The organism is Candidatus Rhabdochlamydia porcellionis, assembly GCF_015356815.2.
GTDB lineage: Bacteria > Chlamydiota > Chlamydiia > Chlamydiales > Rhabdochlamydiaceae > Rhabdochlamydia > Rhabdochlamydia porcellionis.
In genome coordinates this window covers 609281-622107 of sequence record NZ_CP075585.1, presented here as the reverse complement: position 1 = coordinate 622107, position 12827 = coordinate 609281, and the positions used below count along the sequence as shown (strand labels likewise).

General features: G+C 35.2%; 14 protein-coding genes. 11 read left to right on the top strand and 3 right to left on the bottom strand.

Features of this window, described 5'->3' with window-relative positions; genetic code table 11:
- Positions 1-30: 30 nt before the first annotated feature.
- Entirely contained in the window at positions 31-531 is a 501-nt protein-coding gene (locus tag RHAB15C_RS02890; RefSeq protein ID WP_194845738.1) for a hypothetical protein, read from the bottom strand.
- Between the two features lie 121 nt (positions 532-652).
- A complete protein-coding gene (locus RHAB15C_RS07330; RefSeq protein ID WP_281422371.1) occupies positions 653-784 on the bottom strand; it encodes a hypothetical protein in 132 nt (43 codons plus the stop codon).
- A 391-nt stretch (positions 785-1175) separates the two neighbouring features.
- Here RHAB15C_RS07330 and RHAB15C_RS02885 point away from each other — a divergent pair, with 391 nt between their 5' ends.
- From RHAB15C_RS02885 to RHAB15C_RS02850, 8 genes are all read left to right on the top strand, one after another.
- Positions 1176-1721 (top strand): hypothetical protein, encoded by a 546-nt coding sequence (locus RHAB15C_RS02885; RefSeq protein ID WP_194845739.1) that lies wholly within the window; start codon positions 1176-1178, stop codon positions 1719-1721.
- A gap of 7 nt (positions 1722-1728) precedes the next feature.
- Positions 1729-2166 carry a hypothetical protein gene (locus RHAB15C_RS02880; protein WP_194845740.1) on the top strand — a complete coding sequence of 146 codons (438 nt, stop codon included), beginning with the start codon at positions 1729-1731 and terminating at the stop codon, positions 2164-2166.
- The gene (locus RHAB15C_RS02875; RefSeq protein ID WP_194845741.1) at positions 2167-2850 is read left to right on the top strand and encodes a hypothetical protein; all 684 of its coding nucleotides are present in this window, start codon (positions 2167-2169) and stop codon (positions 2848-2850) included. It begins immediately after the preceding gene.
- 30 nt (positions 2851-2880) lie between these two features.
- Positions 2881-3471, top strand: a complete 591-nt coding sequence (locus tag RHAB15C_RS02870; RefSeq protein WP_194845742.1) for a hypothetical protein — start codon at positions 2881-2883, stop codon at positions 3469-3471.
- 149 nt (positions 3472-3620) lie between these two features.
- Positions 3621-4421 carry an MlaE family ABC transporter permease gene (locus RHAB15C_RS02865; protein WP_246587611.1) on the top strand — a complete coding sequence of 267 codons (801 nt, stop codon included), beginning with the start codon at positions 3621-3623 and terminating at the stop codon, positions 4419-4421.
- Positions 4418-5200: an ABC transporter ATP-binding protein gene (locus RHAB15C_RS02860; protein ID WP_194845743.1), complete on the top strand. Its 783-nt coding sequence runs from the start codon at positions 4418-4420 to the stop codon at positions 5198-5200. The genes RHAB15C_RS02865 and RHAB15C_RS02860 overlap by 4 nt, the downstream gene beginning before the upstream one ends.
- Entirely contained in the window at positions 5193-6389 is a 1197-nt protein-coding gene (locus tag RHAB15C_RS02855; protein WP_194845744.1) for an MlaD family protein, read from the top strand. The genes RHAB15C_RS02860 and RHAB15C_RS02855 overlap by 8 nt, the downstream gene beginning before the upstream one ends.
- Before the next feature lie 9 nt (positions 6390-6398).
- Positions 6399-6971 carry a YqgE/AlgH family protein gene (locus RHAB15C_RS02850; protein ID WP_194845745.1) on the top strand — a complete coding sequence of 191 codons (573 nt, stop codon included), beginning with the start codon at positions 6399-6401 and terminating at the stop codon, positions 6969-6971.
- Here RHAB15C_RS02850 and RHAB15C_RS02845 read toward each other — a convergent pair.
- Positions 6968-9007, bottom strand: coding sequence for a hypothetical protein (locus RHAB15C_RS02845; RefSeq protein WP_194845746.1), 2040 nt, complete (start codon positions 9005-9007; stop codon positions 6968-6970). The genes RHAB15C_RS02850 and RHAB15C_RS02845 overlap by 4 nt on opposite strands.
- A gap of 328 nt (positions 9008-9335) precedes the next feature.
- Between RHAB15C_RS02845 and RHAB15C_RS02840 the strand changes: the two genes are divergently transcribed.
- From RHAB15C_RS02840 to RHAB15C_RS02830, 3 genes are all read left to right on the top strand, one after another.
- Complete coding sequence (locus RHAB15C_RS02840; RefSeq protein ID WP_194845747.1) at positions 9336-9590, top strand: hypothetical protein; 255 nt, start codon at positions 9336-9338, stop codon at positions 9588-9590.
- An 89-nt stretch (positions 9591-9679) separates the two neighbouring features.
- Positions 9680-9946, top strand: a complete 267-nt coding sequence (locus RHAB15C_RS02835; RefSeq protein WP_220716076.1) for a hypothetical protein — start codon at positions 9680-9682, stop codon at positions 9944-9946.
- Positions 9947-10206: 260 nt separating this feature from the next.
- The gene (locus RHAB15C_RS02830) at positions 10207-12702 is read left to right on the top strand and encodes an F-box protein (protein ID WP_220716075.1); all 2496 of its coding nucleotides are present in this window, start codon (positions 10207-10209) and stop codon (positions 12700-12702) included.
- Positions 12703-12827: the final 125 nt, after the last annotated feature.

Here is a 12827-nt window from a genome sequence, read left to right as displayed (position 1 = left end):
AGGCTATGCTTAATGATCTAGAAGTTACCATCACTTCATGGATAGTACCAAATCAGCTTGTAATTCTTCTTTATCAAAAGAAAAAGCAATTTTTTTAGTTCTCACGAAATTTGTATATTCAAAAGGCTGCTTAGTTTCACCCTCTATACGATAAAATTGTTCATATACCCATCTTTCAACCTCTGAGGCTTCTGTTCTAGATAAAACATAATCAGGCATAAAATAATTCAGTGGATGTTCTCTATACATAGTGATTACTTCTTCATTTTTCACATTCTCCAATTCGGGCGTGTACCCCTGTATTTTCTGAATAGCAATATCAGTATCAGTACTAACACGAGATTTACTAGCTCTAAGTAAATGGAAACTTGCACATGGAGCAAGTCTAGAAGGAACTTCGAGGTTTTTCTTATTTTCCCAATCAAAGACTCTAAATAATATTTCTTCTCTTTGTTTATCGATAAATTTGATCAAACGAATATCACGAGGCCCAGACCATACTTTAACAGTCTTTTCGCTAACAGGTCCCACTTCAAGTATGGCTAGCTCTCCTTCTTCCGTTCACAGAGATAAAGGCTATTGGAAAAGAAGGGTTGCTTGGCCAATAGCGTCTAATACCGCGATGATGATTATATACAGAATATCGAATACTTTATCCATCGCTGGTGACTTTTAACTCTAATTGAGGATTACATTTTGACCTCCAGCTACATATAGATTCAACTACTAGTTGATTTGCAGCAACTAGATCTAAACCAGAGGGATTAAGATTGGGAATAGTCATAATTTATCTCCCTTTGACTCTATTTTTGTGATAAATGTTGCTAACATCAAGCAACATTTACAAAATCTTATCTTGTGATTTTTCTTTAAAGAAAAAATATATTAATTGTTAAATAAAGATTAAGTCAATAAAGATTTTTTATAATTACTCATTGCTTATAGTATAGATGAAAGTATACAAGATAGTTTCTAAAAAGAAGACATTGAACGTTGGGCAACAAATGACAGCGCTTAAATTGTACGCTAGATCCTATTTAAAATACTCTAAACATTTGCTAACCGCGGTAACTCTTAGGATTGTTTGATAACCTCCAATTAATTTTTATTAAGATTGCTTAAATTAGCTTTGGTTTGATATTATATTAGCTGAATCTTCACAAAAGGGAGAAATTATGGATTATTCAAATATTGGTTTGGCTTATATCGATTGCTTCTCAAGGGTAGAAAACTTTATTACAGAAAAGACTAAAGAAAAGATCAAAGAAGCGGAATCTTTAGAAAAAGTTCTTAAAAGCTCTATGAAACTGATCTCTTTGTTTAGTAATCCATCTTCTCAAAAACAAATAGATTTTTTAGAAGATGAAAAAATACGCGACTATTTTAATCAATTATTTATCTATAATCCCAGTTTAATTGCTCAAATGCACCCAAATGCGGGATATAGCGAACAACAATGCAAAGACATTGCAAATACTCTTAAAGAAGATAATCCAGATGCTATTCCTTCAGCCTTATATCTTTTTGATGCCAAAAATTTTCCTCATATTGTCGATATCTTAAATAATGAAAAAGAACTTATCCCTAACAAAATCTCGCAAAAAACCTCAGAAGTGAGTCATAAAGCAGATAATATGACCGATTTTTCTAGAATGGCTACTAAAGCCCTTGAAAAAGAAGATCGCTTTAAAGCATGTATGATTAGAAATCAACGAGGATAAAATATACATGAGTCTTGCTAAGGTAGCTAATTTACTGCAATCCTATAAAAAGAACCTCCAAGAGCTTAAAAAGCTAACTATAGATGAAAAAGAAGAACTGTATAGAACAGGATCTGCTCTTTATGCATCAGGAGAATATAGAAAAGCCTCTTATCTGTTTTCCTACCTGGTTTTATCAGATCCTTTAATTGGTTGCTCTTGGTATGGTCTTGCAAGTTGTAAGCAGCTTTTAGAAGAATACCTAGCTGCAATTGAAGCATGGAGTATAGTCTGTAAATTACAACCACAAGATCCCCTTGGTTACTTTCATGCAGCAGAGTGTTATCTTTCTATTCAAGAAAAAAAAGAAGCTCTACAAAAGCTTGATAAAGCAGAAAGCTTATGCAATAAAGAGTCTTTGTTACATAATAGAATTCAGATACTTAAGTCAACCCATGGTAATTAAATGTCCGAAGTTTCCCTTCCTAGTTTTCAAGCGCTTTTTGAAAAAAGCAGTTTAATCCCTTCTTCAAAAGTAGAAGTAAATGCTTCTTCTAAAATACCCCAAACTCATTTTGAGAAAAGCAGTTTGGCCCCTTCTATGCAAATAGAGACAGAAAAATCTTCTAAACCCCAATTACCTCCTTCTTTTTCTCCTTGTAGATCTTATCAAACCTTATTAGTTAAACATGCAAAAAACTTAGATGCATTGCAAGAAACACTGCTTAAATTTGATATACAGCAAACAGAAAAAGTTTCTGAAAGAATAAAAGTGGTTTTTTCCAAACTTCTTGAAAAAACAAACCACTCAAGAGAAAGGGAAATAAATGCTAATAAATGGAAAACCGTTAATATGGTTATGAGTAGTGGCATAATGATAACTTCTTTCTTTACTCTTCCTGCTCCACTTACTATGATTCCTACTGTCTTAACAGGCCTTCAAGCAAACTTTACAGCTCAACAACTTGTAAATAACGCCTATTTACTGAACATAAAAGCAGAAGTAACTCGTCTAGATCACGAACTTATGAAAGGAAAATACGAGCAATCACGCTTGACCCAAAATAGCGGAAATAATGTCTTTAGCGAAATAGAAGAACAGATTCATTTACTTGCAATGGTTTTAGAAAAGCAAGTTATTAACTTTTAGTCACTACTAAAAATATCAAAGAGAGGTTTTATGACAGTTGCTTTTAACCCATCAGGATTAATTAATTCTTTAGAATACAACCTATACAAAGGTGTATCTCGATCAAAAATAGATAACCAACAAAAAATTGAAGCTTGCACAGCGGAGGCGGATGAAATAACAGAGCAAAGAAGTTCTGCGTATCGAACAGAGGCTGTAGTTATGATTGCCTGCGCCGTAGGTCTAGTTGCATTAGCTGTAATCGGATCTACTATTGAGTGGAAACTAGAGTCTATTAAGTCTGATTTGAGTAATTTATCTAGTATAAGTCTAGGTAATCTTAACCCTGAGCAATCAGCTAATTTAAAAGGCACCATAGAAAGTCTTAAAAAAACTCAGAAAAAATTAAATACATATAAAAATTTTTATAACGGTCTTAATATAGCAGCACAAAAAGGATCAGACTGTTACTCTTCTTTTTCAAGAGTATCTATTAATGAGTTAGACCATCAATATAAAAAAAAGGAAATGCGTTTACAACAGCTACATCAAGAGCTGTATAACTCATCTACCCAATCTCTATTAAATGATGTAAAAGACATGAAAAGACGTCAGCAACAAGCTAAAGCAGCAGCTGGTTAGTTCTTATCTATCTTCTTAAGCTGCAATCTATTCTTGGTTGCAGCTTTTAATCTGATCTTTATTTGACCCCAAATCTGCTTTTACTTATAGTCCAGTTCATGGGTAAACTTGCAAAAATCGACCTTTTGAACCTCAAGAATAGACTTTTTATGAATGCTAGATGGCAAAATCTTTTGCCTAAATTAACGATGTTTTCCTTTGTTGGCGAATATGTCCTTTTGATTTTAGTGGTGATTAAAGCAACTCTAAAAAAGCCTCCAAATCTTTCGCTGATCTTAAAACAGCTATACGATATTGGAGTAGCTTCTTTGCCAGTTGTGGCAATTACCGGATTTTCTACAGGGCTTGTATTAGCTGCACAATCTTTTTATCAATTATCAGATAAAGGACTAGCCTCTGTTACAGGCTTGATGGTATCAAAAGCCATGTTAACAGAGCTAGGTCCTGTTCTTACCTCTTTTATGGTTACAGGAAGAGTAGGAGCTGCTATGTGTGCAGAATTAGGAACCATGTGTGTCACAGAACAAGTGGATGCTCTAAAAACCATGGCTGTTAATCCCAACCGTTATCTAATAGCTCCTCGTTGGATAGCAGGAATCTCTATGATGCCTCTTTTAACCATTTTTAGCATTTTCATGGGGATCTTTGGGGGCTATTTACTTTCTGTTTACTATTTTCATATGCCTCCTATGGCTTATTTAGACCCTATTCCGATTCATGTGACTTATTTTGATTTAGTAGTTGGAATCACCAAAGCTTTTGTTTTTGGCACCCTGATTATGACAATCTCTTGTTTTAAGGGAATGCGCACATCTGGTGGTGCAGCAGGAGTAGGAGAAAATACAACAAATAGTGTGGTTATTACCTATTGTGCTATTTTACTGGTTAATTTTCTTCTGACTATCATTTTAAATTTAATTCACTTAGAACTATTTGAGACCTCGCTATGATTTCTGTCCACAATTTATCTAAAAGCTTTAAGGACCTTGTGGTTTTCTCTGATTTAAACCTAGATGTAAACCAAGGAGAAACTCTTGTTATTTTAGGACCTTCAGGGATCGGAAAAAGTGTTTTACTCAAACACCTCATTGGTTTAATAAAACCAGACACAGGCACAGTGAATGTTAATGGGGTGTGTATTACCGATCTAAAGGAGGAAGAGCTATCCAAGGCCGTTGCCAATATGGGTATGTTGTTTCAAGGAGCTGCTTTATTTGACTCTATGAATGTGGAAAAAAATGTAGGTTTTTACTTAAATCAGCACTTAAACCCTTTAACTAAAAAGAAATATACCTCTGAAGAAATTGTAGCTAAAGTAAATCAAGCTTTAGATCTTGTAGGGTTAAAGAGCACGCAGAAAAAAATGCCATCTGAATTATCTGGAGGTATGCGTAAACGAGCAGCATTAGCTCGCTTAATTGTCTATAGACCGGAAATTATTTTATACGATGAACCAACTACTGGATTAGATCCTATTATTGCTATGGAAATTAATAAACTCATTGTAAAAACACAACAGGAGCTCAAGGCTACAAGTATTGTTGTTACACACGATATGTTTTCAGCGTTATACGTCGGAGATCGTCTAGCGTTGATTCGAGATGGTAAAATCGCACATATAGCACCTCGAGATCAATTTCTAGAAATTGACGATCCTCTAATTAAATCTTTATATAACAGCATTTCACAAGATCCAAGAAGGCTAAGGGAGAGAGTAAACCATGGGTGAGCAAACAAAAAGTGTGTTAATTGGTGTTTTTGTCATTGTTGCATGCGCTCTTCTTATTTGGATGGTTGCCTTCTTAAAACCTAGCGTAGGAGATGGTAAACAAACTCTATACGTACGCTTTTCTAACATTGATCGCATTAACGTAGGCACTCGGGTGCTTTTTGCAGGTAAGCCTGTTGGAGAGGTAACCTCTATTGAAGAAATTCAAAATGCTAGGCAAAAACCTCTATCTGATCTTCTACAGCGCTTATACTACTATCAGCTTGTACTGAAAATCGATTCTAAGGTCAAAGTATATGATACAGATGAAGTTATGGTTCAAACAGCAGGGCTTTTAGGAGAAAGATCTATTGCTATTATCCCTAAAGCCCCTCCTAAAGGTACAGCCCCTAAATTGATTTCTGGACAACCAATTTATGCAGATTCAATAGATCCAATTGAGAGTGCTTTCATAGAATTAAAAGATGCTTTTGCGGATTTACAAAAAAAAGCGGATGCTTTTAGCAGATGGTTTTTTACTAATCAGCAATCTTTCATCAATGCAGCTGATTCCTTTGCAGATGCTATGGCTCAAGCTAAATCTACCTTGCAAGAGTTTCAAGATCAAGAAATCATAGATGAGACAAAAACGGCTTTGAATAATTTCTCTTGTGTAGCAAATCAAATCTCTGATGCCATTGACCAGTTAAATGCCCGTAACTCTTTTGATAATGCAGGAGCAGCTATTGCTCATATGAGAAATACAGCAGAGTCTTTTGATCACTTAAGTTACGATCTTGAATGTGGAATAGGAACGCTTGGAAAATTAATCAAACAAGACGATGTATATTGGCGCCTAACCACTATCTTAGGCAAAGCAGATACGATGATGAATGATATTAATCATTATGGACTTCTGTTTAATTCTAATAAAAGCTGGCAAAGACAAAGAGCTCAGCGCATTTGTCTCATGAACTCTTTAGATACTCCTCTAGGTTTTAAAGAATACTTTACTACTGAAATTGACTTGGTAAACACCGCAATGGCAAGAATTTCCATGTTAATTGACAAAGCCAAATATAACCCTCAAAAACAAGATATCTTAGATAATTCTCAATTTCAAGAAGAATTTATGGAGCTGATGCGCCAGGTAGAAGATCTGACAAATGACTTGCGCCTTTATAACGAAGAACTTATACAAGCACAATAAAGGAGTCCTATGACAGATCCTCTTTCTTATACACATTTAAATAAGGGGTTTTTTCTTATTGCAAGCCCCAATATAGATACGGGTATTTACTTTCGGAGTGTGATTATCCTTTGCGAGCATAGCTCCGTTGGTTCGTTTGGACTCATTGTGAATAAGCGTTTAGAAATAGATTTGCCAGAAGAAATCCTTAATCAAAACGATCTGCGCAATGAAAATGTACATATTTGTGCAGGAGGACCCATTCAGCCTAATCAAATGATGCTACTTCACTCATCACAAGAACTACCTGAGCAAACATTAAATCTTTGTGAAGGTGTTTACTTAGGAGGAGATTTGCAATTTTTACAAGAAGCTTCTGTAAATTCTCAAGGACCTGCCATTCGTCTATGTTTTGGATATTGCGGCTGGGGACCAGGGCAGTTAGAAAGAGAGTGTATTAGAGGAAATTGGTTTATTCATCCTACTTCTTCTTTGTTTATTTTTAATACGCTAGAAGAAAAGATCTGGCAAACCATTTTAAGAGAGATGGGTGGCAAGTATGCCACCCTATCTATGATTCCAGAAGATTTAAGCCTAAATTAGCCCTCTTGCACACCTGCTTTCTTGAAAAAGCTCACTTGATATAGCTGAGAAAAAGCTTCTTGTATGATAAATCCATTATGGTTGAGCTTTTCAATAAAGATATGCATTGCGCTGGCCATTCTTTGGATTCGATCTTTATCTACACTACGCCCTCTTAATGTCATTGCAGGGACATATAGTAAGTAGAGTAAAAAGTCTCTTTTGGATTTAGGTAGACCCTCTGGATGATTCATCACATGTAACCAAGCAAATACTTCTGCACTAAATAGAGAACTTGTATCTACTCCATCTTTGCAAGTAAAACTCAAAACATCCGGTCTTAGTTGATCTATTATGTGCAAAAATAAAAAGAAATGAAAAATTTCGATATAATCTAGTCTATCTTGATGAGAAAACTCCTTTTTTCCATCAAAAAAGAGCTCGTGAACTAATAAAAGAGCTTTATTTACAAAAAAGGTTAATCGACTGTTATTTACTGTCGGAGGAAAATAGAATCCATATTCTTGTCCACTTAGCACCTCTTGTGCACATTTTGATAAAAAATCACTTGCCTTTGAACTGCCTTCTCTTTGATGGTAAAAATCGCTATTTTTATCAAAAGTAATGACACTTAAATGATCTGAGAATTCTTGCTTGTATTGAGATTTCTCTAAGCAAGTACATCGTGCTCTTTCTTGCCAAGAGGATCGATTTTGTAAGTTAATCACTAAATATTTCTGATCTCTGCTTACTAATACTTGCATAAAGCCTATAAATTCAGGAACAAGCTCTATATCTGTTAGAGTTGCTTGCATTGTCATAGAAGCAATTTTCATGCAACTAATCTTCAATTGATCCATTAGAATTGTATAGATTTGTATAGGCCAATTCTTTTGAGTACATAAATCTAAACCCTGTCCTAAGCGCTGCTCTCTTACCAAAGCTAAAGCCTGCATCAAAGGGCCACTTGGATAGGCTTTAAGAGCTGTACGAATGGCTATATCTTGATAAAGAATTACACTATCCAATTGGATTTTTTGTGTTGAAAGCAATTCATTTTTACTATGCCCCATAGCAATCAATTGCCCAATTAATTCAAGAGCTTTTTCATAACAGCAAGCTTGCGTAAATAATAAATAAGAAAGTTTATGATATAAAGAGTCGATTAAAGGACTAGATTTTGGTTGAGAAATAGCCTGGCGTAAAAATACACAAAAATCCACCAAGTATTGCTCACAGACTTTATCTGCATCATTTCTCATTAAATTATAAGGATTTGCAGCTAGCATTAAAGCTAGTAATGCTTTACTCATACAAAGCATGCTTTCTTCTGTTCTAAGCTCTTTTGCCTGTTTAAAAAAATCATCTATAGAAGGCAGACTCTGTTTTAACATCTCTTGGGCTATCATATGAGCTTGCAGATCTTTCGTAGCTCTTAAATGAAAAATAAGCTCTTGATATTCAGAATGCAATAAAAGCTCATCGCTTTGCCCCACCAATAGGATATGTCTTAACAAAGCAGAAGGTGCAAAATAACCCCCCTTGTCTTTGTGTAACAATAATAGTTCGTAATCTGTATCTGAGCGTATGGTTTCTAAATCCTTGATTAAGAAACCATTATCTGTATTACGCTGCTCTTCTATCCCTATTTCTAGAGTTTTTTTATTAAAACGAACGACCTTTGATTTAAAAAACTGTTTTAGATCTCGGTATTCTTTTAGAAGCTGTACACTTTCTCTATCTTGTGTTTTCTTAAAAAGCAGGGTATATCTATCCCATTTTTTCACAGCTTCATCTGCTAGAGCCATAACAGCATAAACCGATTTTTCCATTTGCTGAAGATGGAAATATTCTCGATCTGATTCATATACTTTTCGCAGGTAGTTTAAAATCGTACGGAAAATCTGCTGAACTTTTTCTCTTTTCAGCAAATCATCTTGTTCGTTAAAACCCTGTTTCATTGCAGCTTCTTTTTCAAAAGGCTTTAATTCAATAAGATGCGATAAATAATTTACCGCTTCAATAAATTCAGATTCAGAAACAGCTTTAGAAGCCATGCAAACACCTATTTATAGTATCAATTAAATATAGCCTTATTATTAATAATAATCCAATTTTAATTCAATTAGTATAAAAGATATCATCTTAATAATAATTTAATTTAACAAAGTGCTATTTATTATAAATAAATGATTAAGAATAGATATTTTAGTGGTAGCTGTTCAAAGTAGAGGGGCCTTTGGTTTTTAAACTCTAAGGAACTACTTTCGATAAGTACCTCAGATTTAACATCAGCTTGCATTCTTAGATTTTAATCTGCTATACTTAAAGGGAAGAAAATAGACTACTTTGAGACTTTTAAGCATAAAATTAAAGGTAAATCAAATGGACCTATCAGTGATTCTAGCATCGTTAGCCGCTACTGCAACCGTTATTGGTGTTATTTATGGCTTCTTACAAAACTTTAAGACAGAAATCAAAGCAGACATCAATAGATTAGAAACTAGAATGGATAAACTCGAAGAGCGCCTTGATGCTAGAGTAAATAAGCTCGAAGAGCGTATGTTTTGGTTAGCAACGGGTAAAAAGCTCGAAGATGCGATTCTTGAAGAACAGATGAAGCGTAAAAAAAGCGCATGAACCTTAAAAAGCTGTTTTAGAGAGATGATATCATGAAAAAAAGACCGATTTCCTAAGAAACTGCGCCAATAAAATTAAAGGTAAATCAAATGGATCTAGCTATGATTCTAACATTGTTAGTCGCTACTGCAACCGTTATTGGCTTTGTTTATGGATTCTTACGAAATTTTAAAGAAGACATCAAAGCAGATATCAATAACCACATTGATAGATTAGACACTAGAACAAATAAACTTGAAGAGCGCCTTGATGCTAGAGTAAACAAGCTCGAAGAGCGTATGTTTTGGTTAGCAACAGGTAAAAAACTCGAAGATGCGATTCTTGAAGAGCAGATGAAGCGTAAAAAAAGTGCATAAAAGCCTACCTATTTAAAGATGAGTCAATTCATTGGGAAGATCGCATATTTCTTCCTCTTTCTTTTAAAGAAGAAAAATCACAAATGCTTCTATCAGTATGGGATCGTTTAACCAAAATACAATAACTTACATGCAGCACAAAAAAGGCAATGCTCTGGTTTCTGTATCTCTCTTTTTTCCAGCTTTTGTTGCGTAAGGTGAGTTTTTAAGTAAGATCATATATAGTAAGGACAAAAAAATTTTAGCAAAGAGGCTTTATTATGACGTTAAAAGTAAAAGCCATTAATGCAGAAACCGAACAACTCATTTCAAGAACTACCCCTGAAATGCTCTCTTTGCCAAAAGAGCTCTTCGAGAAAATTTTTTCCTACTTGAATCAGAGTGATTTACAATCTATTGCATCCGTGAACAGCATAATGAAGAAACATGTAATAGTAGCAGCTAGCTTTAATGAACCCTTTTCCATAAAGAATTTTATCCAACTTCTAAACCAGCATTTAAATGTAAAAAAATTCCATGCTCAAAGAGATTTACTTATAAAGATTTTTCAAAATATAACCCCTCGGGAACATGCAAGCTTATCATTGCTAAAAATCTATATTTTAGATCTGAAAAACCAATTAATCAACATAATAAAAACGTTGGACCTGCAAACAACAGATAATCTAAAGAATCACATACGACCTCCCAAGTTTATGGAAGATATTTTTGAATTATCTGCAATTGAAAAACGAATAGATAAAGCTAATTCTGTTTCCAGTAAAATTATCAGAGCGGATGCTCTTTATGGTATTTCTAATGCTTTAGCACAGACTGGTAGCATTGACAGAGCTATTGAAATTGCTATGTCGATTCCTAATGAGCATATCAAAGAGATTGCTCTTTGTAGTATTTCTAACATTTTAGTACAAACTAATAAAGTTAACAAAGCCGTCGAAGTGAGTATGTCGATTCCTAGCGAGTGCATCAAAGGGCTTTCTCTTTATGGTATTTCTAATGCTTTAGCACAGACTGGTAGCATTGACAGAGCTATTGAAATTGCTATGTCGATTCCTAATGAGCATATCAAAGAGATTGCTCTTTGTAGTATTTCTAACATTTTAGTACAAACTAATAAAGTTAACAAAGCCGTCGAAGTGAGTATGTCGATTCCTAGCGAGTGCATCAAAGGGCTTTCTCTTTATGGTATTTCTAATGCTTTAGCACAGACTGGTAGCATTGACAGAGCTATTGAAATTGCTATGTCGATTCCTAATGAGCACATCAAAGAGATTGCTCTTTATAGTGTTTCTAGCATTTTAGTATACACTAACAACATTGAAAGGTCTATCGAGGTCGCTATGTCGATTTCTAATGAGAGCATCAGAGAAAATGCCCTTTATAGTGCTTCTAACATTTTAGTATACACTAACAACATTGAAAGGTCTATCGAGGTCGCTATGTCGATTTCTAATGAGAGCATCAGAGAAAATGCCCTTTATAGTGCTTCTAACATTTTAGTATACACTAACAACATTGACAGAGCTATCGAGGTCGCTATGTTGATTTCTAATGAGAATGCTAGCTGGGGATCCCTTCTAAGTATGTCCGAAACATTAGCACAAGCTGGTAGCGTTGACAGAGCTATCGATGTTGCTATGTTGATTTCTAATGAGAACATAAAAGAGAGAGCCCTTTATAGTATTTCTAGTGCTTTAGCTCAGGCTGACAGCATTGACAGGGCTACCGAGGTCGCTATGTCGATTCTTAATGAGGACGTCAGAGGGCTTGCTCTTCAGGAAGTCTCCGAAGCTTTAGCACAGGCTGGAAACATTGACAAAGCTACCAAGGTCGCTAGGTCGATTCCTAATGAGAACACTAGAAGCGAGGCTCTTTGGGATATCTCCGAAACTTTAGCACAGGATGGAAACGTTGACAGAGCTATCGAGGTCTCTATGTCGATTTCTAATGAGAAGGCTAGCTGGGGAGCTCTTCGAGGTATGTCCGAAACATTAGCACAGGATGGAAACATTGACAGAGCTATCGAGATCGCTATGTCGATTCCTAATGAGGACGTCAAAAGGGTTACTTTTTATAGTATTTCCGAAACTTTAACGCAGACTGGTGGCATTGAAAGAGCTATCGATATTGCTATGTCGATTCCTGACGAGAATATCAAAGAACTTATTCTTTATAGTATTTCTAAAGCTTTAGCTCGGGTTAATAACGCTAGCAGAGCTATCGAGGTCGCTATGTTGATCTCTAATGAGAATACTAGATGGGATGCTCTTTATGGTGTTTCTAAAGCTTTAGCACAGGCTGGAAACATTGACAAAGCTATCGATGCTACTACGTTGAGTCCTACAGAGAAAGCCAAAATATTTGCTCTTTATGGTATTCCTAGCCCTTTAAAACAGGCTAACAGAATTGGCAAAGCTATCAATGTTGCTGCGTTGATTCCTAACCAGGATATCAGAACACTTGTTCTTTATGCTATTTTTAAAGCTTTAGCACGGGCTGGAAACATTGACAAAGCTATCGATGCTGCTATGTCGATTCCTAATGAAAACACTAGAAGCAAGGCTCTTTGGAGTGTTTCTGAAACTTTAGCGCAGACTAACAACATTGAAGGAGCTATTGATGCTGCTATGTCGATCTCTAATGAAGACATCAGAGAGCTTGTCCTCCATGGTATTTCCGAAGCTTCAGTGCAAACGGACAATGTTAACAGAGCTATCGAGGTCGCTATATCGATTCCCAATGAGGGCACTAGATGAAGATGCTCTTTGCGGTATTTCTAACGCTTTAGCAAAGATCAGGTCTTGTATTGTTTTAAGGAAAGAAATGCAGAAGCTAGAGCAAACTTCTTACAAAAAATAAAGAGTATTACTCTTGAGAATAG